General features: G+C 43.4%; 19 protein-coding genes. 6 read left to right on the top strand and 13 right to left on the bottom strand.

The window, feature by feature from the left end:
* Window positions 1-95 precede the first annotated feature (95 nt).
* The gene (locus ACFQZS_RS19370) at window positions 96-575 is read left to right on the top strand and encodes a hypothetical protein (protein ID WP_377102699.1); all 480 of its coding nucleotides are present in this window, start codon (window positions 96-98) and stop codon (window positions 573-575) included.
* Window positions 576-623: 48 nt separating this feature from the next.
* Here the strand turns inward: ACFQZS_RS19370 and ACFQZS_RS19365 are convergent, their stop codons facing one another.
* From ACFQZS_RS19365 to modA, 4 genes are all read right to left on the bottom strand, one after another.
* Complete coding sequence (locus tag ACFQZS_RS19365) at window positions 624-2,546, bottom strand: tetratricopeptide repeat-containing sensor histidine kinase (protein WP_377102698.1); 1,923 nt, start codon at window positions 2,544-2,546, stop codon at window positions 624-626.
* A 300-nt stretch (window positions 2,547-2,846) separates the two neighbouring features.
* Window positions 2,847-3,470 (bottom strand): ATP-binding cassette domain-containing protein, encoded by a 624-nt coding sequence (locus ACFQZS_RS19360; protein WP_377102697.1) that lies wholly within the window; start codon window positions 3,468-3,470, stop codon window positions 2,847-2,849.
* The gene (gene modB, locus ACFQZS_RS19355) at window positions 3,467-4,141 is read right to left on the bottom strand and encodes a molybdate ABC transporter permease subunit (protein WP_377102695.1); all 675 of its coding nucleotides are present in this window, start codon (window positions 4,139-4,141) and stop codon (window positions 3,467-3,469) included. The genes ACFQZS_RS19360 and modB overlap by 4 nt, the downstream gene beginning before the upstream one ends.
* Window positions 4,142-4,143: 2 nt before the next feature.
* Window positions 4,144-4,914 carry a molybdate ABC transporter substrate-binding protein gene (gene modA, locus ACFQZS_RS19350; protein WP_377102694.1) on the bottom strand — a complete coding sequence of 257 codons (771 nt, stop codon included), beginning with the start codon at window positions 4,912-4,914 and terminating at the stop codon, window positions 4,144-4,146.
* A 224-nt stretch (window positions 4,915-5,138) separates the two neighbouring features.
* On the opposite strand from modA, the gene ACFQZS_RS19345 reads away from it, so the two are divergent.
* From ACFQZS_RS19345 to ACFQZS_RS19330, 4 genes are all read left to right on the top strand, one after another.
* On the top strand, window positions 5,139-5,507 hold the full coding sequence (locus ACFQZS_RS19345; RefSeq protein ID WP_377102693.1) for a BlaI/MecI/CopY family transcriptional regulator: 369 nt from the start codon (window positions 5,139-5,141) through the stop codon (window positions 5,505-5,507).
* 161 nt (window positions 5,508-5,668) lie between these two features.
* The gene (locus ACFQZS_RS19340; protein ID WP_377102692.1) at window positions 5,669-7,756 is read left to right on the top strand and encodes a M56 family metallopeptidase; all 2,088 of its coding nucleotides are present in this window, start codon (window positions 5,669-5,671) and stop codon (window positions 7,754-7,756) included.
* A 138-nt stretch (window positions 7,757-7,894) separates the two neighbouring features.
* Window positions 7,895-9,547 (top strand): DNA repair protein RecN, encoded by a 1,653-nt coding sequence (gene recN / locus ACFQZS_RS19335; protein ID WP_377102690.1) that lies wholly within the window; start codon window positions 7,895-7,897, stop codon window positions 9,545-9,547.
* 146 nt (window positions 9,548-9,693) lie between these two features.
* Window positions 9,694-10,506: an enoyl-ACP reductase FabI gene (locus ACFQZS_RS19330; RefSeq protein ID WP_377102689.1), complete on the top strand. Its 813-nt coding sequence runs from the start codon at window positions 9,694-9,696 to the stop codon at window positions 10,504-10,506.
* Window positions 10,507-10,579: 73 nt separating this feature from the next.
* Here ACFQZS_RS19330 and ACFQZS_RS19325 read toward each other — a convergent pair whose 3' ends face one another.
* The 5 genes from ACFQZS_RS19325 to ACFQZS_RS19305 form a co-directional block, all read right to left on the bottom strand.
* A complete protein-coding gene (locus ACFQZS_RS19325; RefSeq protein WP_377102688.1) occupies window positions 10,580-10,975 on the bottom strand; it encodes a hypothetical protein in 396 nt (131 codons plus the stop codon).
* A 143-nt stretch (window positions 10,976-11,118) separates the two neighbouring features.
* Window positions 11,119-13,653, bottom strand: coding sequence for an ATP-dependent Clp protease ATP-binding subunit (locus ACFQZS_RS19320; RefSeq protein WP_377102686.1), 2,535 nt, complete (start codon window positions 13,651-13,653; stop codon window positions 11,119-11,121).
* A 394-nt stretch (window positions 13,654-14,047) separates the two neighbouring features.
* Window positions 14,048-15,373, bottom strand: coding sequence for an ATP-binding protein (locus tag ACFQZS_RS19315; protein WP_377102685.1), 1,326 nt, complete (start codon window positions 15,371-15,373; stop codon window positions 14,048-14,050).
* A 5-nt stretch (window positions 15,374-15,378) separates the two neighbouring features.
* Window positions 15,379-16,941 carry a hybrid sensor histidine kinase/response regulator gene (locus ACFQZS_RS19310; protein ID WP_377102684.1) on the bottom strand — a complete coding sequence of 521 codons (1,563 nt, stop codon included), beginning with the start codon at window positions 16,939-16,941 and terminating at the stop codon, window positions 15,379-15,381.
* Window positions 16,942-17,194: 253 nt separating this feature from the next.
* On the bottom strand, window positions 17,195-17,881 hold the full coding sequence (locus ACFQZS_RS19305) for a hypothetical protein (protein ID WP_377102683.1): 687 nt from the start codon (window positions 17,879-17,881) through the stop codon (window positions 17,195-17,197).
* 215 nt (window positions 17,882-18,096) lie between these two features.
* On the opposite strand from ACFQZS_RS19305, the gene ACFQZS_RS19300 reads away from it, so the two are divergent.
* Complete coding sequence (locus tag ACFQZS_RS19300) at window positions 18,097-19,350, top strand: alpha/beta hydrolase (protein ID WP_377102682.1); 1,254 nt, start codon at window positions 18,097-18,099, stop codon at window positions 19,348-19,350.
* Window positions 19,351-19,598: 248 nt separating this feature from the next.
* Here ACFQZS_RS19300 and lepB read toward each other — a convergent pair whose 3' ends face one another.
* The 4 genes from lepB to ACFQZS_RS19280 form a co-directional block, all read right to left on the bottom strand.
* A complete protein-coding gene (gene lepB, locus ACFQZS_RS19295; RefSeq protein ID WP_377102680.1) occupies window positions 19,599-20,708 on the bottom strand; it encodes a signal peptidase I in 1,110 nt (369 codons plus the stop codon).
* Window positions 20,709-20,909: 201 nt separating this feature from the next.
* Window positions 20,910-21,689 (bottom strand): exodeoxyribonuclease III, encoded by a 780-nt coding sequence (locus ACFQZS_RS19290; protein ID WP_377102679.1) that lies wholly within the window; start codon window positions 21,687-21,689, stop codon window positions 20,910-20,912.
* A 52-nt stretch (window positions 21,690-21,741) separates the two neighbouring features.
* Window positions 21,742-22,458 carry a peptidylprolyl isomerase gene (locus ACFQZS_RS19285; RefSeq protein WP_377102678.1) on the bottom strand — a complete coding sequence of 239 codons (717 nt, stop codon included), beginning with the start codon at window positions 22,456-22,458 and terminating at the stop codon, window positions 21,742-21,744.
* A complete protein-coding gene (locus ACFQZS_RS19280) occupies window positions 22,455-22,799 on the bottom strand; it encodes a hypothetical protein (RefSeq protein WP_377102676.1) in 345 nt (114 codons plus the stop codon). The genes ACFQZS_RS19285 and ACFQZS_RS19280 overlap by 4 nt, the downstream gene beginning before the upstream one ends.
* Between the last annotated feature and the right edge of the window lie 30 nt (window positions 22,800-22,829).

Below are 22,829 nucleotides of genomic sequence, written 5' to 3'. Positions count from 1 at the left end.
GCGGTTAAAAGACAATTAATTACTGCATTTGCGTTATTGCTGCCCAACTGCTAAAAACGGTGTTTTGTATAAATCACTTTAAACAACATAAACACATGAAAAAAGCATTTATCTTAGTAATTACGCTGGCACTGTTTGCAGCGGGATGCAAAAAAAACGATACTGCGGCCTCAGTAGAAAGTAGCTGGACGTTGGGCTCTACAACATACAAAGCTGTTGCATCTAACAAAGGTACTACCAGTGGTGGTACGGCAACCACGCTGCTCAGCATTTGGGATGCAGTGCCGGTAGGGGCTAGCCCAACAGTAAATTCTATCAACTTTACATTTCAAACCGCGCCAACAACAAGTGGCTCGTACGAGTTGGTTGGTTTAGGCACAGCTTTAAACGCTAATAATTTTCAATTGTCTGCAGGCGGTCCAGGCGGCACATATGCCTACAACAGTGTTGGCGTTAAGGCACAAGTTACCGTTACTAACGGAAAAGTAAAGGTAGTGGTACCCGAAGTATCAATGATGAGCACTACCGGACAACCTGCTGTAAAACTAACTGCAAACGTTCAGGAGATGAATTAATGATAATTGCCTGTACTGTGCAGGTTTAGCGCAGTACAGGCAATTTTATCAGGCAGGCAACTCAATATAAAAGGTGGTGCCTTTTTCAGGCTGGCTTTCAAACCAAATTCGTCCTTTATGCAAGCCCACTATTCTTTTAGAAATAGCTAAACCTAATCCAAACGATTTTTCTCCGTCGGTTCCTACGCGTTTGGCTTCGGTAAACATCTCAAAAACCTCGTTGTGTTCTTTTTCCGCTATGCCAATACCATTATCAGCAACGCTAACCACAACCACCTTGCTCCCCGGCTTCTTACTTAAATTTACTTGTATGGTATCGCCGCGATGGCTAAATTTTATGGCGTTGGCTATTATATTGCTAAATACGCGCCAAATTTTTTCGTAGCTTACTTCAGCAACGATGGTTTCTGTACTATCAAAATTTATTTTCAACTGTTTCTCGTCGGCTTTAAACTGCAATAGCTCAATTAAGTCGCTAAGCAATATCTTCAAGTCCACCGGTTTTTTTTCAATATTTTCTTTTTCGTCAGATAGCCCCGTTCTTAACAGTTCGTCTATCATATCTAAAGTGCGGGTGCCGGTATTCTCAATTAACTGCACCATATGTTTGTTATCACTGCTTAGGTGCTTATCCTCATTTACAGCGGATGCGAGGCCTATTATGCCGGATAGCGGCGTTCTCAGGTCGTGCGCCATAACACGCATTATCCGGGTTATATTTTTGTTGGCATGCTCCAGTTCCTGCATAGTTATTTTTAAACTAACGTTTCGCTCTTGCGCCTCGCGATGATTTTTGCGGCTTTGCCTTAATATGCGGGCAATTATAATAATAACCACCAATGCCACAACAGCGGCAATACTAATTGCGGTAACATACAATTGCTCAATACGCGCTTGTTGCATAAGGCGTTCAAGGCGGTTTTGCTGATCAATTAAATTTAACTCCTTTTCAACGTCTACCCTGCGCAGCTTATCAAAACTGCTGTCTAACGAGTCTTTTAATCTTATATATTCCGTTTGATATTGATAGGCCTTTGCAGCATTCCCTTGTTTGAACATAAACTCTGCATAGTTTTTATACCAAAAAACTTTAGCCCGGGCATTGGTTTTTCCGTAAAGTTTTAACAGCTGATAACTTTTTTCAAAGGATGCAGCGGCCTCCTTGTCATTCCCATTTAACTGATAAAGCCGGGCAAGTTTTAAAAATAATGATATGCGCAGGCCATTACTATCTTTTGCCGGTAGCGCGGCAGCTGTAGTAAGGTATTTGGTTGCCGAATCTAATTTGTTTTGTTTTAAGTATGCACCCCCCAGATTATCATACAACACAATGCGCGCATTTTTTAGCTGTTCCTGATTGATACGGCCGTCTGTCTCGGCTGCGTTGATCAGGGCATGATCAAGATTATAAAAATATATCGCGCTATCCAGCTTATTCATCCGCTCGTAGGTGATCCCGGCGTTGTCAAGCGTGCCTTGCTTAAGGTAAAATAAATGCTGTGGAGTGTACCCGGCAGGGGATTTTTCTAACTGACGAAAGCTCTTCGTCCAATAACGTGCAGCAACCTCAAAGTTTCCCTGCCCGAAATAAATATTGGCCATTTTTCCCGCCAGTACACCATCATCGCCCTTGCTGCCCATTACGTTACGTGCATTATCATAATTTTGAAGAGCCGTACTATATTCTTTTATAGCAAAACAAACGTCGCCTTTTATCAAAAGCGCCCTTGCGTATTCCGAAGGGTATTTTTCGCGCCGGGCATCATGACAAAAAAAAGACACCGCGCTGTCCGCGTATAACACGCGCGCTACTGTGTCTGTCAAATTATGTTCGGCTATGAAGCAGTAGTAGGTACTTAACAGAGGATCGTCGCTCTTAATATCCGGACGAGCATTTTTCAGCAAGTTAAGGGCGGTATCTGGTTTGCCGGCATTAAACAAACTATCAATGGTTTGAAATCGCTTTTGCAATAGCCCATTTTGCTGCCCTACCTTTTTATTACAGGAGCACAAAACAACGAATAAACAAAACAATAACGCCGTTAAAATACGGCAACGTAACGACAACGGCATGAACGGTTCTTAGGTAGGAGACGCAGTGCCTCTGATAATTTATTTCGCCCAAATATAATTCTTTAAAATATTATTAATAAATAAAATATTAGCTTTTGTGCTCTGTATCAAAAAATTACAGAAAATTTTACAGAAAATTGGTGCTCATTTTATGCTATTGGGAAGTGCAGAGAGCCGAAAAAGCGTTTTTGAAAAAGCCTAAACCCCTGCTATATAAAGCTCTTCATTTACAATACTGACTAATTCGTCAGGATTGTGACTTACGATCAAAACAGTTGCGCACAGGGCAGAAAAAATTGACCCCAGATCATCCATCAGTTCAGCTTTCATGGCTTTATCCAGCGCTGAAAAAGGCTCATCCATTAATATAATTTGTGGTTTTATAGCCAGCGCACGTATTATTGCCAGGCGCTGCTGTTGCCCGCCCGAAAGTTGGTGCGGCTTATGTATTGTTAGCGTTTCTAATTTGCCTAAATGCAGCAGTTTATCTATCCAGGGTTTATCGGTAGTAGCAAACTGCATGTGCTGCATTACAGACATATTGGGAAATAGCGCGTAGTCCTGAAATACAAAACCAACCCGCCTGGCCTGCGACGAGAGGTTGATCTTATTCCCCGTGTCCAGCCAGGTAACATTATTAGCGGTAATCATACCAGCATCGGCCTGTACCAATCCGGCAACTATCTTTAAAAAAGTAGTTTTACCGGCACCTGATGGGCCGTGTATGGTGGTAACACTGCCTGCAGCAAATTTGTGCTTCACTTTCAGGGTTCCCGCGCCTGAATATCCTTTTAGCCTTTTTTCAATGTTTACATCAATCATTCTAAGGGGCTTTTAGCTTGATATTTGTTAAACATAAAAACGCCTATCACCATAACAAACGTAAGCGCGAATAAAATAAGCGAATAGTTATTTGCCGACGCGTAATCCATCCGCTCCACCGAATCGTAAACCGCGATGGAGGCAACACGGGTAACATTGGGTATGTTTCCGCCTATCATTAACACAACACCAAACTCGCCAAGGGTATGCGCAAAGGTGAGCACCAGGGCTGTTGCCAGGGATGGTTTGATACATGGCAGCAATACGCTTTTAAATGTTTGCCATTGCGTTTTACCCAATGTATACGAGGCCTGCGCCAATGATTGCGGCAATTGCTGTAATGCTGATTTGATGGGCCCTGTCATAAAAGGCATACTGTAAATTACAGAAGCCAGCACTAATCCTTTAAAGGAAAAAACAAGCTGTATATCAAAAGTGTCCTGCAACCATTTACCAACGCCGTGCTGCGGACTAAATGCCAGCAACAGGTAAAAACCTAATACTGATGGTGGTAAAACCAGCGGCATAGTGATCAACGCTTCTACAACCAGCTTAAATACCGACCGGCTTTTTGACGACAGCCACCATGCAAGCGGCAAACCTACAATTAACAACAGCAGCGTTGTTATTGCGGCCAGTTTTAACGTGAGCCAAATTGGAGATAGATCCATAACTATATGCGATAGCCGTATTTCTTAAATATCTGCTTTGCATCTGCAGTTAGCAAATACCGGTAAAACTTTATAGCTGTTGCATTCCTTTCGGCGCGTTTTAATAGCACCATTCCTTGCCGTATGGGTGTATAAGTTTTGGGGTCAATGGCTTTCCAGTAGAGTTTTGTTGTATTGGCGGGATCATTGATCAATGCCTGTGTGGTAAAGCCAACGTCAACCACCGCAGTTGTTATATAGGTATTGGTTTGGGCTATGCTCTCGCCAAAAACCAGTTTTGATTTAATATTGCTTAAAATATCCTCTTTCTGCAAAACTTCTTTTGCCGCGGCGCCATAGGGCGCCACATCCGGGTTGGCAATGGCAATTTTCTTTACCGCAGGCGTAAGTAAAACCCTTTGCCAATTAACAAAACCAATATCCTGTGTGCTGCAAATTATTAGGTTGCCATAAGCATAAACTACCGGTTGTGCTGTGGTAAACCCCTCTTTGTACAAAGTTTCGGGGAAGCTCATATCAGCAGAAAGAAACAGGTCAAACGGCGCACCGTTTTTGATCTGAGCTACCAGCTTTCCTGATGAGCCTATAATTGGTTCAATAGCCATACCGGTTTTCTTTTTAAAATCTGCCTGCAATGCACTTATGGCACTTTGAAGATTTGCTGCAACTGCAACACGTAAGGGCTGCGCAGCGGTGGTTGTAATTTGAAGAAAAACGATAAGCGAAATTATCCCGCAGCGCTTTACCATATAAATCAGACCCTGAAACCTCATGGCTAAGTATTAAACTATAATTTTAATAAAATGCAATGGAAGCAGGATCGTCTGTTTTCCGTTCTTTTTGATTATGCCCCCGTAACAAATCACCCTTTAAGGCAACTATATTATAGGTGTAACGCAAAACTAAATAAAAATATTTTTAAAAATTTTCATTTTTCTCTTGCATATACGAAAGCAATCGTACATCTTTGTACGAAGATATTCGTATAGAAATAATTATGGAACTAAAACCCACAGAAAGCGAGCTGGAAATTTTACAGGTGATTTGGAAAAAGGGCCAATGTACCGTACGCGACGTGCACGAAGAACTGGCAAAAAGCAAAGATGCCGGTTATACTACTACACTAAAGTTGATGCAGATAATGCACGACAAAGGTTTGGTTGAGCGCGACACTACGGCCAAAACACACTTGTATAAAGCCTTAATAAGCAGGGAACAGGCACAAAGCAGCGCGGTTGATAAAATTATTAATACGGTATTTAAAGGCTCAACAGCCGATTTAGTGATACAGGCGCTGGGGCAGCACCGCGCATCAAACGACGAGTTAGATGCTATAAGGAAATATTTAAAGCAATTTGAGGAATAGTGATTGGTGATTAGAGATTAGTTAATTAGAGATTAAAGATTAGTTAAAAAGTTGAATGGTATATAGATCTAACACATGTTCAGGTCGCTGGTACATTTTCCCATCTGCTCATTAAACAAATCCGAAATCGAATATTCGAAATCCGAAATAAGGTAAAGATCATGGAAAATCTGTTTTATAACATCAGTCAGGTTTTAGGCATTACAGTGGTTCATTCGCTGTGGCAGGGTTTAATAATATACATGCTGTTACGCATATTTATATTGGTTTTACCACACGTTCCTGCGGCAGTTAAATACCGTGTAGCTTTTGCCGCATTGACGGGTGTTTTAGGATGGTTTTTATATACTTTGTTTTTACAGCTAATTAATTACGAATGGCAGTCGGCCCAACCTGTTACTTTGAATGTGTTAGCGCTACCCGGTATAATTGACGCGGGCACACAGGTTCCGGTTAATAAATACTACGTAACAATTGCCGGTTACATGCCCTATGTAACGGTTTTATATGTGGTTGGCCTTGTATTTAATACCCTTAAACTGGCTTTTGCCTGGAATAACATTTACCAGATAAGAAAGTACGTTACGCAAACAGAATTTGCTACGTCAATCCGCAAGCTGTCGTCTCAATTAAACCTGAAAACTAAGGTAGAGGCAGCGTTTAGCGAATGGGTTGATGTGCCGTGCATAACCGGCTTTTTTAAACCAATAATACTGCTTCCGATATCTATATCCTGCTATTTAAATACGGAAGAAGTTGAAGCTATACTGTTGCATGAACTGGCCCACGTTAAACGCAACGATTACCTTCATAATTTTATTCAACAGGTTATAGGCATTATGCTGTTCTTTAACCCCTTTGCCCGGCTGATAAGCAAAGTTATCAGCGAGGAAAGAGAGCATAGCTGCGATGACCTGGTGATTGAGACTACCAGCAGACCCTTTATTTACGCGCAAACCCTGCTAAAATTAGAGGAAAACAAGCAATACCAATGGCAACTGGCCCTTGCCGCTACCGGTAAGCGAAAATTTGAATTACTTAACAGAATTGAAAGAATCATGAAAACTAAAAAACACACCATAAATATTCGCCCTGTATTGGTAACTGTACTGGCGCTTACCTTGGGCATTACCAGCATAGCCTGGCTTAACCCAAAAGTTGAAGACGGAAAACTGAAGGTAAAAAACCTTGATCCTACAATAAAAATGTTAACAGCATTTACATCCGGTGGTGATATTTCCTCAGCTGAACCAATTGCTACAAATACGGCATCGCCTTTAAAAGCAAAAAAACATAAGCTTACCCTTCAGTACCCCGATGCAACATTTTCTGACCTGGGCGATACCACTAAAAAGCCGGGAAAATATAAGATCATTATTGAGGATGAAAATGGCATGCGCAAAGAATACAACTCAGCCGCTGATCTGCCCTTGGACATAAAAAATGAGATAGATGTGCGCAGAGACTACAATCTTGCCTTCAAGCTGGGTAACGATACCGCATTTACAGAAATGAACCGGTATTTTGAAAGCGCAGCATTTAAAAAAAATACCGCTGCCTTTGAAAAACAAGCGTTGGCTATGGCCAAAAAGTTTGAAAATAAGGATTGGAAAAAGAGGCAGGCGGATATCGAAAAGCAAGCCCAGAAATTGGTGAAGCGGTTTGAAAACCCTGAATGGAAAAAGATACAGGCTGATATTGAAAAACAGGCGGCGGATATCGAAAAGGATTATAAGAATGCAGATTCTGACGCACGTAGGGACGAGCTAATACAGAAAAGCATTGAATTTGGTTTGAAAGCTGCAGAAATGGTGAATAGTCCCGAGTTTAAAAAACAACTGGCAGAAAACGATAAAATGATTAACAGCCAAGAGTTTAAAAAATATATGGTGGAGGTTGAAAAAGCTACAGGCAGCCCGGCGTTTAAAAAACAACAGGTGCAAATTGAGAAAATGATAAAAAGCCCGGCGTTTAAAAAACAGCAGGTGCAAATTGAGAAAATGATCAATAATCCGGCTTGGCAAAAAGCTCAACAAAAAGTTGTTGAACGTACAATGCAAGTACTCAAAAGGGTTAAAGAAAGACCCGAAAACCTGAAAGAGGTGGAGAAAGTGATAGAGCTTAAAGAACTACCTGAGCTACCTGAAAAACCGGAAGCGCCGGAAAAACCAGAAGTAAAAGAAGCGCCGGAAGCTAAAGAAGCTACTAAAGCACCCGCGGCAAAATCCGAGGTTACAAAGCCCTTATAATTAGATCAGTTATATTTTTAGTTTGATAAGGACCGGCCCGTACGCCGGTCCTTTATTTTTTAGATTTAATTTCTGCATCACCTGAACAAAACAGAGGTTTTTGTACTTTAGTAACCTAAAACACAGAAGCCGTTTTATATGCTGCAAAAGCTAAGTATCAGTAATTACGCTTTAATTGATGACCTGGAAATTGTTTTCGACAAGGGCCTGAATATCCTTACCGGTGAAACAGGCGCGGGTAAATCAATCGTGTTGGGAGCACTGTCGCTTATTTTAGGTCAGCGGGCAGAGAGTCGTTACTTTTTCAATCAGCAAAAAAAATGCATTATTGAGGGTTTGTTCAAGATAGACCAGTTCCATTTAAAGGCTTTTTTTGAGGAGAACGATCTGGATTACGAGGCAGAAACCGTTTTGCGCCGTGAGATCTCTGCCGATGGTAAATCCCGTTCATTTGTAAACGATACGCCTGTTAATCTTACCGTTTTAAAAACATTAGGCGAGAAACTCATAGATATCCATTCGCAACATGCTACGCTGGACATCAACAACCCGCTGTTTCAATTAATGGTGGTAGATGCTGTAGCTAAGCACCCTGCTTTGCTGGATGATTATCGTACAAAATTCAGTCAGTATAAAAAAGGCGGTAGCCGCTTAAAGCAACTGATAGAAGAAAGTGAAAAAGCAAAAGCTGATCTGGATTACTATCAATTTCAGTTTGATGAATTAGAAAAGGCGTCGCTTGTTGCCGATGAGCAGGAGAAATTAGAAAAGGAACTTTACACGCTTAACAACGCCGAAGAAATTAAGCGCAACCTGTTAAGCGCAGGTTTTTTATTGCAGGATAGTGAGACCGCAGCGCTATTGCAACTACGCGAGGCGATGAACCAGTTAGCAACGGCTGGTAAATATAATGCAGATATAGATAGCTTGCGTGAGCGTATAAATAGTTCAATTATTGAATTAAAGGACATAGCCGCCGAAGTTGAGAATATTGAACAGCGCACCTACACTGACGAAGCGAGAGCAGAGGAGATCAACACCCGGCTTACCATTATTTACAACCTGCAAAAAAAGCATCGCGTAAGCAGCAATGCAGAGTTGCTGGAATTACAGCAAGAGCTATCAGCCAAAATACAACAAGCTGTTTTTGGCGATGAAGCCATTGAAAAACTACAGCAGCAATTAGCGGCTGAAAGAAAAGAGCTGGAGCGGCTGGCGGGTCAGTTATCAGCTAATCGTGCTAAGGCCATACCCGGGATAGAGAAGCAGGTGGTACAAAGCCTGTCAGAAATGGGCATGGGTAACGCCGCGCTTAGTATTAATTTAAGCGATACCGAGCTGGATAAAGATGGCGCTAATGCCGTTCGTTTCCTGTTCTCGGCCAACAAAGGTCATGCACTGGCCGAGATGAGTAAAGTTGCTTCGGGCGGTGAGCTTTCGCGATTGATGCTGGCTATCAAATCGCTCATTGCAAAAAATACAGCCCTACCTACTATCATTTTTGATGAGATAGATACAGGAGTATCCGGCGAGGTTGCTAACCGGGTAGGCATTATTATGCAGCAATTGGCCCACAACTTACAGGTAATTACCATTACCCACCTGCCACAAATAGCCAGCAAAGGCGAGGCGCATTATTACGTATATAAAGATGATAAGGCAGCAAGTACCTACACCCGCATAAAGCAGCTGAATAATGATGAACGTGTGATGGAAATAGCCAAAATGCTGAGCGGCGATAAACCAGGTGAGAGCGCATTGCAAAACGCGAGGGAACTGTTGGCCCCCTAACCCCCTGTAGGGGAAACGATGGCGGCTTAGTGTTTAACTTGTGCTCGTCTGCTACGGGCTTTTAATATCGTTAAGCGGCCACAATTGCCTATTATACTATTTAAATAATTACATACATTTGCCCCATTATAATCAAACTTAAATAAATGGCTTATAATTTATTAAAAGGAAAAAAAGGCATCATTTTCGGTGCATTGAATGAGCAGTCTATTGCCTGGAAGGTTGCGCAACGCGCGGTTGAAGAAGGTGCACAAATTGTATTGAGTAACGCTCCAATTGCATTACGTATGGGCGAACTGAATAAACTTGCTGAAGAATGCAACGCCCCTGTTATTGGTGCCGATGTTACCAATAATGACGACATTAACAATCTGCTAACCCAAACCATGGACCATTTTGGTGGCGGCGTTGATTTTGTCCTGCACTCTATAGGCATGAGCGTAAACGTGCGTAAGGCTATCCCTTACACCCAAAACAATTATGATTTTACCCACAAGGGTTTTGATATATCGGCATTAAGTCTGCACCGCGTATTGCAGGCCGCCATGAAAATGGATGCGATAAACGAATGGGGATCTGTAGTGGCGCTAACCTACATCGCGGCCCAGCGTGTATTCCCTGATTATAATGACATGTCTGACAACAAGGCTGTTTTAGAGAGCATTGCACGCAACTTCGGTTACTTTTATGGTACACAAAAGAAAGTGCGTGTAAACACAGTATCACAGTCGCCAACCCGCACTACTGCAGGCTCAGGCGTTAAAGGTTTTGACGGCTTTATTAACTACGCAGAGAAAATGAGTCCGTTGGGTAATGCCGATGCAGATCAATGTGCTGATTACTGCGTGTCGTTGTTCTCAGACCTTACCCGCATGGTAACCATGCAGAACCTGTTCCACGATGGTGGTTTCTCTTTTACCGGAGTAACTAAAGAGGTAATAGAAAGAATGGGAGAATAATTGTATATCAATTGATAAAGAAAAAGCCCTTTCGATGATGAATCGAAAGGGCTTTTTCTTTGTGCAGTGCAGGTTAATAGACAGAATCTATCAACACAATTTTAACGTTAAAATCTGTAGACGGTTTTACAGGCGTGTTACCCGGTGTTTGGGAATAAAGCACAATTTTACCTGTTTTGTGATAATAGCTATAAGATATACCATCATAAACCTGCGGAATTTGCTCGTAAACACCAGTGCCAAATGATCCATAAACCAAAACGGCCCCATCATTATTATAATAGTTATCCAGGTCGGCTACCAGGATCTCGGATTCATACGATTTACCGTCGGCACTTAAAACCCACGAACTCGCCTTTACCGTACCCTTTACTGTTACATTTGTATTAGGTGTAACGTACTTCTTTGTACAAGATGATATAGCCACAACAAACATCATGGCTATTGCTATAAATAAACTTCTTTTCATAGTATGTGCTATTATTTAACTGTATGATTTAATTTGAACCAAAAGGTTTAGCCATTGGTTTTAATTTTTTAAATTTTGTACAACCGGACAAAAAAAAGCCCTCCCGCTATGCGGGAAGGCCTGGTAGTATATTATCAGTTAACTTAATTCTGTTCTTCCTGCTTAGGCTTTTTGCCCGAAGCTTTTTTGCCGGTCACTTTTATCTCGTTGGCTTCCTTGTCGTAGTCAACCACCATTATCTCGGCATCACCCAACTCGCCTTTTAAAATTTCTTCGGCAATTGGATCTTCCAGGTATTTCTGGATAGCTCGTTTAAGCGGGCGGGCGCCAAACTGCGAGTCGTAACCCTTATCGGCAATAAACTCTTTTGCCTCATCGGTCAACTCAATTTTGTAGCCCAAGCTATGAACACGGCCAAACAACGCAGCCAATTCGATATCAATGATCTTGAAGATCTCTTCTTTACCCAATGAGTTGAATACGATCACATCGTCAATACGATTCAAAAACTCCGGAGCGAAGGCACGTTTTAAAGCATTTTCAATCACTCCCCTTGCATGCGCGTCGCTCTGGCTGTTTTGCGCGTTGGTACTAAAACCTACGCCCTGGCCAAAATCTTTCAACTGGCGTGCGCCGATGTTTGATGTCATAATGATGATCGCATTCCTGAAATCAACCTTACGGCCCAATGAGTCGGTCAGCTGTCCTTCATCCAATACCTGTAATAGTATATTGAACACATCCGGGTGAGCTTTCTCAATCTCATCCAACAACACAACAGCGTATGGTTTACGGCGTACTTTCTCTGTTAATTGTCCGCCTTCTTCATAGCCAACATAGCCCGGAGGCGCTCCCACTAAACGAGACACCGCGAATTTCTCCATGTACTCGCTCATATCAATCTGTATCAGCGCGTCCTCGGTATCAAACATAAAGCGTGCAAGCTCTTTTGCCAGCTCGGTTTTACCCACGCCTGTAGGGCCCAGGAATATAAACGAGCCGATAGGCTTTTTAGGATCTTTCAGTCCGGCACGCGTACGTTGTATGGCACGGGCCAGCTTTTTAACCGCATCATTCTGACCGATAATTTTCTCGCCTATCTTTTCAGACATGTTGAGCAATTTCTGGCTATCAGCCTGGCCTACCTTCTGTACCGGTATGCCTGTCATCATAGATACCACCTCGGCAACATTTTCTTCTGTTACGGTGTAACGCTTTGATTTTGTTTCGGCTTCCCAAACGCCTTTGGCTTGCTCTAATTCTTCAAGCAAATGCTTTTCGGTATCCCGCAATTTGGCCGCTTCCTCATACTTCTGGCTGCGTACCACCTTGTTCTTCTCTACCTTTATTTGCTCAATTTTATTCTCAATATCCAATATTTCCTGCGGAACGTGGATATTGGTTAAGTGCACACGCGAGCCTGACTCATCCAACGCGTCAATAGCCTTATCAGGCAAAAACCTGTCGGTAATATAGCGTGTGGTTAAAGTAACGCAGGCTTCAATAGCTTCCTGGGTGTAAGTTACACCGTGGTGCTCTTCGTATTTATCTTTTATGCGGGTCAATATCTCTACCGTTTCATCAGGTGTGGCCGGTTCAACCATTACCTTTTGGAAACGACGGTCTAATGCCCCATCTTTTTCAATGTACTGACGGTACTCATCTAAAGTAGTAGCACCGATGCATTGTATTTCGCCCCTGGCCAAAGCCGGTTTAAACATGTTTGATGCATCTAACGAGCCTGAAGCACCGCCTGCACCCACAATAGTGTGGATCTCGTCAATAAATAAGATAACATCCGGAGATTTTTCAAGCTCGTTCATAACGGCTTTCATACGCTCCTCAAACTGGCCGCGGTATTTTGTGCCCGCTACCAGCGATGCCAGATCCAGCGTAACTACACGTTTGTTAAACAAAACGCGCGATACTTTACGCTGCACTATACGCAAGGCCAAACCTTCTGCAATGGCGCTTTTACCAACGCCGGGCTCACCTATTAAAATAGGGTTGTTCTTTTTACGGCGCGATAAGATCTGCGATACCCGCTCAATTTCTTTCTCTCTTCCAACAATCGGGTCCAGTTTGCCATCTTCGGCAGCGCGGGTTAAATCGCGGCCAAAATTGTCTAATACCGGTGTTTTTGATTTTATGTCTGATACCTTCTTAGGCTGATTAAATGCTTCTTCTTCTTTAAAGTCATCATCACCACCTGTAGGTGATCCCGGCATTTCATCGGTTACGTTATTTTTGTGCGATTCTACTTCGCCTTTAAATATCTCGTAATTAACATTAAACTGCATCAATATCTGCGAGGCGATATTATCCTCATCGCGAAGAATAGACAACAGCAAATGCTCTGTACCTATTACATCACTTTTAAAAATTTTAGCTTCAAGGTAAGTTATCTTCAATACTTTTTCGGCTTGCTTGGTAAGCGGAATGCTTCCGATATGTACGTTAGTTCCTATAGTTCCTTTAACTGCATCTTCAACAGAACGGCGCAGTCTTGCTGTATCAACAGCCAGTTCCTTAAGCAGCTTAATAGCCACCCCGTCGCCATCCCTTATAAGCCCCAGTAGCAGATGTTCTGTACCTATATAGTCGTGCCCAAGGCGCAAGGCTTCCTCTCTGCTGTATTGTATTACATCCTTTACCCGCGGCGAAAATTTAGCTTCCATATATACTCCTATGTTAATACGCCCTAATATACCAAAATGTTTTTAGATGTTATGACGCGTGTTTCCAACTTATCAACAATATTATTGCCAGCTTTTTTAGTCAACCAAAAACAGACATTATTATGATGTGCAATCTATTAAAAGTTAAACTTTGTGCAATAGTATTTACGTTAAAAATAGTTAACGAGTGTTGATTTTTTACATTTAATACATGTTAACTGCTTGTTTGATACATATTAACACGTAAAGTTTAACACATACGGCATTATTTGCCTGCTTTGGGGAATAACAGGGCAAATAGTCAGTAGTATGACAGAAAGGCGGTATGCTTAAGTTTGCAGTGGGCGGCTGGCGGTGGCAGTATTAAGCGGAATGAAATAAACGAATTTTACCGCTAATTCTCTTCCTGATTAAATACGATATTTACCTCGGCGCCATGATCTACACCCGGGCTTGCTATATTAAACTCCCCGGCATGGCTTTCAATAATTGAGCGGCAGTTGTATAAACCGAGGCCCGTACCGTTGCTTTTAGTGGTAAAGCCCCGCTCAAACAGGCGCGCGCCTGTTTCGGGCGAAAAGCCTTTACCATTATCTTTAACTTTTAGCTCAATTAAAGTGCCGTCTGCCCGCAGCGATATATTGATATCTTTTTCATCCGCTTCCATATCAATGGCTTCAACGCTGTTTTTTAGCACGTTTAATATCACCTGCATCAATTTGGTATGATCGCCTTTTATAATAAAAGTGCCGGGCGCTATGTTGGCATGCAGCTTTATGCGTTTCTTTTCTAATGATGCCAGCAACATTGAACGGCAATCGCTAATGATGTTAACCAGGTTTACCGGCTTGCGCTGCTGCTGCCCTTCGCGGCCTGCTACAAATTGCCGCTGGATATTTAATATCTCCTGAATGTGCGCGGTAATATTAAGCAACTCATTCACCGAGGCCGAAAACTCGGCATTATTTTCTGTTTGCGTTTTGGCTATTCCTTCGGTAAGTGCAAGTAAAGCATTGGCCTTATCGGCACCTAACGCGTTGGCAAGCACCCCTTGCTGGTTGCCAATAAACAACGACAGGTTAGTTACCGCTTTAAGATTGCCTTTTTCTAAAATGCGGTTAATGCGATTAAGATATGCTCCAAAGCCTACCAATGCATTACCAATATCGTGCAGTATTTCTGATGCGATCTCAAACTTACCTTGTGCTATCGCCTTCTCTGTTTCCTGTTCTTTTTGCAGGGTAAGCTGTTCATTCAGCTTGGTTAGCTCTTCTGTCTGACTGCTTAATTCGTCATTCAGTTTCCTCAACGATTCCTCGTGCTGTTTTCGCCGGGTAATGTTATGCCCTATTCCCAGTATATGGCTTGTTTTGCCACCCGCGTCCTGTACGGGTATCTTTGTGGTTAACAGCCATTGTTGTTTGCCATCGGCATCAAAAAAAAACTCCTCTTTATTAACTATAGGCTTGCCGGTGCTTATAATATCCATATCATCCCGGTAACACCGTTCGCCTACACTCCCCTCCAACAGTTCAAGGTCAGTTTTACCTATTACCTCCTCTTCGCCTGATAAGCCTAAAGAGGCTACATCAGCGTGGTTAGCAATTATTTTTCGTCCCTTATCATCCTTTACATAGATCACGTCGGGCAAGCTATCTATCAGGGTGCGCAGTAGCGCACTTTCTACCTGGCCTGCATTGTTTTCAGAAGTTTGGCTCATTTGGTTTACAGGGGCAGGGTTAAGGTAAATACAGCGCCCGGATCATTCTTAACCTCAATACTACCGCCGTGCGCTACAACAAATTGCTTTACTATCGCCAGGCCCAAACCTGTGCCCTTTTGCTTCTCCTTGGTAACAAAGGGGTCAAAAAGTGTCCGCTGAATTTCTGCAGGAATACCGGGGCCATTATCCTGCACCTGTATGCTTACACTATTCCCAGCAACATTGGCGCTTATGCTTACTTTTCCATTCGCCACTTTACGGTCATGCAGCGCATCTACAGCGTTGGCAGTTAAATTGCTAAATACGCGGCGTAATTTGCTCTCATCGCCTTGTACCATAAGGCCATCAGCAACATCAACCTGTATGGTAACGGTTTCCAATCCCGGGCGGCCTTCGTTGGTGGCTACGGCATCCTTTACAATTTTAAGCAAAGGGATAGCAGATTTTTTTACCGGCTCGTTTCTTATAAAATCCAGAAAATCATCAAATATTTCTGATGCCTGCTCCGCACATTGGTCTATTAAACCTACCCATTGGCTCTCCACGCCATCGCGTCGTAAAAAATCTGTAAGCGTTGTAATACTTTTTATAGGCGACCGCAGATCGTGCATTACCATACCTATTACCTGCCCTACGGCAGAAAGCTTTTCATTCTGAATAAGTTTTTCATTCAGTTCGGCATTGCGTATGGCCTGCGCGGCATTTTGTACAAAAAGCCTTAGCAGGTACATTTTCTCCACCTTTAGCCTTTCCTGTTTTTTCAAAATGGCAAACACAATATAGTCGTCCATTCTGGCTAAAAACAATTCATCTATCTGCACAACCTCGTCTTCGGGCACATCTATCTTCTGTACCCTCGCTATCAGCTCATCAATATTCACATTATTTTCCAACGCGCCTATAGACAGTATCTTTTCGTAGGTAAGGTTATCATGCAGCTTACCTATTAATGCAATGTCTGTATCAACAAAACCCGCCAATTGGTCCAGTATGTTTTTTAACAGCGAGTTTAGCTGGTTTTTGTTAAGGCCGATGGTAGAAATAGATTCTATCAGTTTCTCCAGATTACGCAGCTTATTATAATCTGTTACCGCTTTGGTTGCTATCTGTATAATCTCTTCGGGTGCGTAAGGTTTGCAGTGGTAACCCACGTTTTGACCGGCCTGCTCCACTATCTCATCAATAGACCGGTCGCTGTAAGCGGTAATGAAGATGATCTCCACCTTCATATCGTGTTTTCTTATCTCTACTGCCGCTTCCAGTCCGCTTATGCCGGGCATGCGCATATCAAGAAAGATAACAGCGTACGGGCGCCGCTCTTCAACCGCTTTTTTTACCATTCTTATCCCCTCGGTGCCGTTGGAAGCCTTATCTACAGTAAAAATGGGAATGGCGGGCGTTCGGGTTGCCAATATGGGCTTTGGCGCGTCAAATAACACGTCAAGGGCGTCGTTCATGTTATCGTAATCTTCAAAAGACGATTGCGGCATCAATATATCGGCAATATTGTCCCGCACCATTTCCTCATCATCTATAATGAGAATGGAAGTGTTCACTTCGTTCATAATTGGGTTTAAAAAACAGCTTACTAGGTTATTTACGAAATTGGCGGCGCGTTAGTTTCGTAATAAAAATGTTGCCTAAGTTAATAAACTATCTGAATATTTATTATAGTTTACAAATTTCAGTTTGCAGTAGTAAGTCTTCAGTGGGCAGTTTGCAGTGGGCACGGCAGTACTAAGGCCGTTTAATAGTGATATCCACCTGATTATGCAAATTAAAATTGGCATCTGCGAACTAGATACTGCAAACTGCAGGCTACCTATACGCCTCGTGGCGGATCTTTAATATCTTAAGTGATAAGCCAACTAAAAAGATCAGCGCGATGCAGTAACGTGGCAGTGTATGGGGTGTACTATCCGGGGCTTGCTTTTTCAAACGCTCTTTTTCACGTTCACTATTTTCCAGCTTATCGGCAAAAAGCTTTATGTTCTCTTTAAATGCAATGTCATCACTTTTAAAATCGGGGTTTGCCGGCCAGGCATAGCGCAACGCTTCTGAACGGGGTTTAACCGGGAACTCCTTGCTTTTAAAAACAAAACCCTCGGTGTAATTTACAAACCCTTCCCAGCGTGGCGACTCATAGCCCTCATCCATCAGGTCGGCTACTTTATGGAACCATGCTAAACCTACCTGCTGCCCTTCTGATGCCTTTGTTAAATTAAACATAGGGACATGTTCTCCTAATAGGATCTGCGCTTCCTGAAATTCCAAACGGGCAACATCCAGTCGCTCGTCGTACTCTCCCTTTTTATCTATACCCAACACCTCTATAGTGCCATAAATTACACCCATAAATGATATCAGCACCCAAAAAAGCTCAACCTTGGCCCAAAATACTACCGGGATGTTTTTAGGTATAATGGTATAAAAAAACAGCAGTAGCAGAATTTCTGAAACAATCGCGACGAGTATAATTATCATTATGCGAACCAGATTTAGCATGAAAATTAATTATTTCTTATCAGCATAAACACAGAACACGTAAACTTAACCTATTAATAACATTAAGATAATATATTGATAACCTTAGGTTTAAAAACCGACACCCGTCTTTCGCTCGCCTAACTTCTACTAATTAAATTGTAATAAAGCTATCATGCATTATCGTTATTAATATAGGCGGGATTTTGCTAACTTTATTTATAAACCTGATTTAAATGAAATTTTCCCGATTGTTATTTGCTGTGGCTATTACAGCAATTTCGCTTAACGCCGCTGCCCAAAAACTGGCCGATCCGATACTTTTATGGCCCGCCGGCGCACCCGGCGCTACAGGCTCGAGCGATGAAGATAAACCTGCTGTAATTCCCTTTATCCCTGAAGCGGCAAAACGTAACGGCGCTGCCGTGCTGGTGGTACCCGGCGGTGGTTTCACCATCCGCGCGGTTGACCATGAGGGTGTGCTAATTGCCCAATGGCTAAAAGAACACGGCATTACCGCGTTTTTACTACGCTACAGGTTAAGGCCAATTTATACCCGTAACGAATGGGTATTAGATGGGCAGCGGGGTATGCAATATATCCGTGCCCACGCCGATGATTATAAAATATCGCCTGACCGTGTTGGCGCGATAGGCTTTTCTGCCGGCGCTACATTAATAGCCGATATGGCACTGAACCCTATAAAGATCAACGCGCCAGATATGTTAAGCACAATGCCATCAAAGCCCAACTTTTTGATCCTGGGTTATGGCTCTACCCGCATTACCGACAATACAGATCAGGCCGCATTAGCCGCTATGCCGCCAACATTTATGTATGGCACGGTGGAAGACCGGGGCAGCCAAACCGGCATGCTGGATATGTACACCCGTTTGTATAGGGCAAACGTACCTGTGGAAGCGCATTTTTTCAGGAATGGCATACACGGCACCGGCTTCGCCCTGGGCGACCCAGTGCTTGGCCAATGGACAACCCTGTTGCATAACTGGATGACCGGAGGCGGTTACCTTAGCGTAAAACCGCAGATCAGCCTGGCGGGTGTGGTTAAATTAGATGGCTCACCTTTGCTGGATGGTATGGTGATATTTACTCCTGTAGATAATAAAGATGCCCCACCAGCAATTGTTTTCATCAGAAATACCGGAACGGGCGAATTGGGCCGGTTTTTAGTACCCAAAAACCAGGGACCAGCTGAGGGCCGCTATAAAGTTGAAGTCAGGCAGGATGCTACCCGTTGGACCAGCAACTCGCGCGAACCATTTATGATCAGCATGATGGATAAACAGAGTCGCAATACTTTGACAGACGACGATAAAAAAGCCTGGGCAGACTACATCCGCAAACGCGACCTATCGCCAAGTATTTATAAGCAGCGCGTTTTTTCGCATAAACGCCCGGGTGATAAGGGGGATTATATAGTTGATATAAAGAGCGGCAAGGAAGTTTTGATAGAGGTGTTTAGTAAGTAAGAGGAAGCCGGCGCTTATTGCGCTTGCTTAGGCAAATGCTCGTTACAATGCGGCTGGCTGGATGCATAAACCCGATAGTCCGATGTGATTACGTTAACGATAAGTCAGCGAGAATGTCATCTCGACCCAAGGAGAGATCTATACACCTGCTAAGCATGGCGGAGTAAGTGTGTATAGATTTCTCGCTATCGCTCGAAATGACAAATCTTAACTTACTAACATTATGGTAGCCCCTATTATGCTATACTTCAATTTATAGGACGCAGCAACCTGTCCCAGCGGATGCCGCCGTTTAGAAGATTTTTGGTTGAGTCTGTACTGAGCCAGGTTACCTTTGCCTTGCCTATTATATGGTCTTCGGGCACATAGCCCCAGAAACGCGAGTCTAACGAGTCGTGGCGGTTATCGCCCATCATCCAGTAGTAATCCATTTTAAAAGTGTAGGTGCTGGCCTTCTTACCGTTGATGTAGATGTCTTTGCCTTTTACGTCCACCGTGTTATTTTCATACATTTCAATGGCGCGGCGATACAAGGCAAATGTGGAGTCGTTAAGCGCTATGGTCCAGCCTTTTGCAGGCATTTTAAGCGGACCGTAATTATCCATATTCCATTTAAAATGGTCGTTATGCGGAAATATTTCAGCATCATACACCCCAGCTGGCTGCACAATAGGTTGAACGCCTTTTATATTGGCTATACTTTTAAAAGCCGCCATCTGCTCGCCGGGAATGATCATCTCGAACGTATTAGCGCTGAATTGCTGGCGTACGGTAATGCGCATATCGGCTAACATTTGGGGGTTAAGCTCTGCTCCATCCGTAACTACGGCGTAGGATGTTTGGGCCTTAGGCGCGTTAGCCATGGGCTTGCCATTAATATAAACCTGAGAATTTATAATCGTCAGTACATCGCCGGGTGTGGCCTGGCAGCGCTTTATTAAGGTGGTGCGCTCATCAATAGGTATGTTATATTCCGGCCCGGCTTCGTCGGGTTTGTTAAAAACCACTATATCGCCTTTTTGGGGTGATGAAAACCCCGGCAGGCGCATGTAAGGTAATTGTATGCCGCCCCAATAAGTTTTTACGCCGCCAACAACAGGCTCGGTAAACGGAAATGCAATTGGGGTAATGGCAATCCGCGGCCCATAGCTTATCTTACTAACAAACAAATAATCTCCCGGAAGTTGCGTGCCTTCCATAGATCCCGATGGGATAGCATAGGCCGAAAATAGCAGTCCCCTTATTACAGTTGATGCCACCAGCGCGAACACCAAAGCATCTACCCACTCGCGGGTTTTGCTTTTTTTGGCCTTAGGTTGAGTGTTATTTTTCCTGAAAAAATTGAGCTTCCAATTCATAAGCAAGGGTTTGGTTAGAGATTGGACTGCGGGCGGGAGGAATTGTTACAAGTAAAAAGCTGTCATTCAAACGATAATGCAGAATGACATAACAAAAAGTGTCATTGCGAGGTACGAAGCAATCGCGAACTTTGCATAGCCGCTTTTCTACGTGCGATTGCTTCGTACCTCGCAATGACAAAACAGATATTAGCTCCCCCTTTAGGGGGCTGGGGGGAACTCCATCTCCAGCAAAACCGGACAATGATCTGAATGCCTGGCTTCCGGTAAAATGGCTACGCGCTTTATGTTCTCCTCCAGCTCTTTGCTGGCCATGGCATAATCAATGCGCCAACCCAGGTTTTTAGCGCGGGAGTTAGCACGAAAGCTCCACCATGTATAATTATGCGGTTCCTTATTCAAATGCCTGAAAGTATCTACAAATCCCGATTCGATAAAATTCTCCATCCACTCGCGCTCCTCGGGTAAAAAGCCTGATGAATTAGCATTTGATTTTGGGTTATGAATATCAATAGGGCGGTGACAAATATTATAGTCGCCACAGATGATGAGGCGGGGATGCTCTACCTTAAGCAGTGTTAAATATTTACCAAATTCATCCAAAAAGCGGAACTTAAAGATCTGCCGCTCCTCGCCGCTTGATCCCGATGGGAAATAAACGCTCATTACAGATACCTCGTCAAAATCAACGCGAATACAGCGGCCCTCGAAATCAAAATCAGCAATGCCACAACCGTACTCAATATGATTGGGGATTCGCTTGGTTAAAATAGCCACACCGCTATACCCTTTTTTCTGCGCCGGGAACCAGTAATGCTGATAGCCTAAAGCCTCAACCAGGTGCAGATCGGTAAGCACATCGGGCGTAGCCTTAATTTCCTGCAGGCAAACCACATCGGCATTGGTAGCCTGCAGCCATGCCAGCCAGTCTTTGCTGATAGCCGACCGGATGCCGTTAACGTTATAGGTAATGATCTTCATGCCCCCTGACCCCCTAAAGGGGGAATTTGTTTAGCGGGCTAATATAAGAAAACTATCGCTCCGCCTTTAGGGGGTTGGGGGGCAATATTTTATCCAGCTGTCTGCGCTCCCGCTTTTTCAAAAGGGATACCGTCATAGCTACATCAGCCAGTGGGCGGTCATTTTTATCTTTCTTCACCGCGGCAATCAGGTCAACCATATCCAGCCCGCTCACCACTTCGCCGTAAACGGTATAGTTTTGGTCCAGGTGAGGCGAACCTCCCACCGATTTGTAAACCTCTCTTTGCGAAGCAGGGATCTGCCTTCCTTTTAAACGGGTTTGAATAAGCTTATCCAACTCCTCATCAGTAAAGCGCTTACCTTCTATAATATAAAACTGGCAACCGCTTGAAGCTTTGCTCGGCAGGTCATCGCGCGCGGCAGCCAATACGCCACGTTTATGGAAAAGGCTGTCTCTAAACTCGGCAGGGACGGTATAACCAACATCGCCGTTACCCAGCTCCATGCCGGGTTTGTTTTTGGCCGGGTTGCGCGAGTCGGGGTCGCCGCCCTGTATCATAAAGTTTTGTATCACCCTATGAAATAGCGTGCCGTTGTAATGCCCTTTTTTAATCAGTTTAATAAAGTTATCGCGGTGCAAAGGCGTTTCGTTATATAGCCTTATAATACATTCGCCATAAGTAGTTTTTATACGAACATAATAGTTGGGCCTTTTGGCAAAGCTGTTAAATGCGATGAATAACAAACAAAGGGCAAATACCTTTTTCATCCTTCTAACTCTTCAAAATAGCTTATTATTAACGATTTCATCATCATCTCCTGCTCCAATAGCGTGTAGTTGGGTATGGTTTTAATCAGTTTCCAGTGTGGCCAGCCATCCTGGTCAAGCCCCTCTAATTCATAAAACCCCATCATGCTCATTAATTTGCAGGTGGCAATATGCATCAGCTCTTCCTTTTGCCGCTTGCTGAATTTTTTGGGGCCCTGCCCCAACTCCTGCACGCCAATTAAAAACAGCATCACTTTAACATCAGGCGTATCGCTGTCAAAATCAAGCGCTATGCGTTCCTGTAATTCTTTCCATTTCTTGTTGATCTCCGCGGGTGTCATGGTGGCAAATATATTGATGTTTTGTGCAAC

It is taken from the genome of Mucilaginibacter calamicampi (assembly GCF_042676765.1).
Lineage (GTDB): Bacteria > Bacteroidota > Bacteroidia > Sphingobacteriales > Sphingobacteriaceae > Mucilaginibacter > Mucilaginibacter calamicampi.
The sequence above is the reverse complement of the archived record's forward strand: the minus strand, read 5'-3'. Positions and strand labels throughout refer to the sequence as shown.

Excerpts from the sequence above, each read along its gene's own strand:
- ACFQZS_RS19370 (WP_377102699.1), top strand. The coding sequence starts at position 96 with ATGAAAAAAGCATTTATCTTAGTAATTACGCTGGCACTGTTTGCAGCG.
- ACFQZS_RS19360 (WP_377102697.1), bottom strand. The coding sequence starts at position 3,470 with ATGATTGATGTAAACATTGAAAAAAGGCTAAAAGGATATTCAGGCGCG.
- modB (WP_377102695.1), bottom strand. The coding sequence starts at position 4,141 with ATGGATCTATCTCCAATTTGGCTCACGTTAAAACTGGCCGCAATAACA.
- modA (WP_377102694.1), bottom strand. The coding sequence starts at position 4,914 with ATGAGGTTTCAGGGTCTGATTTATATGGTAAAGCGCTGCGGGATAATT.
- ACFQZS_RS19345 (WP_377102693.1), top strand. The coding sequence starts at position 5,139 with ATGGAACTAAAACCCACAGAAAGCGAGCTGGAAATTTTACAGGTGATT.
- ACFQZS_RS19340 (WP_377102692.1), top strand. The coding sequence starts at position 5,669 with ATGGAAAATCTGTTTTATAACATCAGTCAGGTTTTAGGCATTACAGTG.
- recN (WP_377102690.1), top strand. The coding sequence starts at position 7,895 with ATGCTGCAAAAGCTAAGTATCAGTAATTACGCTTTAATTGATGACCTG.
- ACFQZS_RS19330 (WP_377102689.1), top strand. The coding sequence starts at position 9,694 with ATGGCTTATAATTTATTAAAAGGAAAAAAAGGCATCATTTTCGGTGCA.
- ACFQZS_RS19325 (WP_377102688.1), bottom strand. The coding sequence starts at position 10,975 with ATGAAAAGAAGTTTATTTATAGCAATAGCCATGATGTTTGTTGTGGCT.
- ACFQZS_RS19320 (WP_377102686.1), bottom strand. The coding sequence starts at position 13,653 with ATGGAAGCTAAATTTTCGCCGCGGGTAAAGGATGTAATACAATACAGC.
- ACFQZS_RS19315 (WP_377102685.1), bottom strand. The coding sequence starts at position 15,373 with ATGAGCCAAACTTCTGAAAACAATGCAGGCCAGGTAGAAAGTGCGCTA.
- ACFQZS_RS19310 (WP_377102684.1), bottom strand. The coding sequence starts at position 16,941 with ATGAACGAAGTGAACACTTCCATTCTCATTATAGATGATGAGGAAATG.
- ACFQZS_RS19305 (WP_377102683.1), bottom strand. The coding sequence starts at position 17,881 with ATGCTAAATCTGGTTCGCATAATGATAATTATACTCGTCGCGATTGTT.
- ACFQZS_RS19300 (WP_377102682.1), top strand. The coding sequence starts at position 18,097 with ATGAAATTTTCCCGATTGTTATTTGCTGTGGCTATTACAGCAATTTCG.
- lepB (WP_377102680.1), bottom strand. The coding sequence starts at position 20,708 with ATGAATTGGAAGCTCAATTTTTTCAGGAAAAATAACACTCAACCTAAG.
- ACFQZS_RS19290 (WP_377102679.1), bottom strand. The coding sequence starts at position 21,689 with ATGAAGATCATTACCTATAACGTTAACGGCATCCGGTCGGCTATCAGC.
- ACFQZS_RS19285 (WP_377102678.1), bottom strand. The coding sequence starts at position 22,458 with ATGAAAAAGGTATTTGCCCTTTGTTTGTTATTCATCGCATTTAACAGC.
- ACFQZS_RS19280 (WP_377102676.1), bottom strand. The coding sequence starts at position 22,799 with ATGACACCCGCGGAGATCAACAAGAAATGGAAAGAATTACAGGAACGC.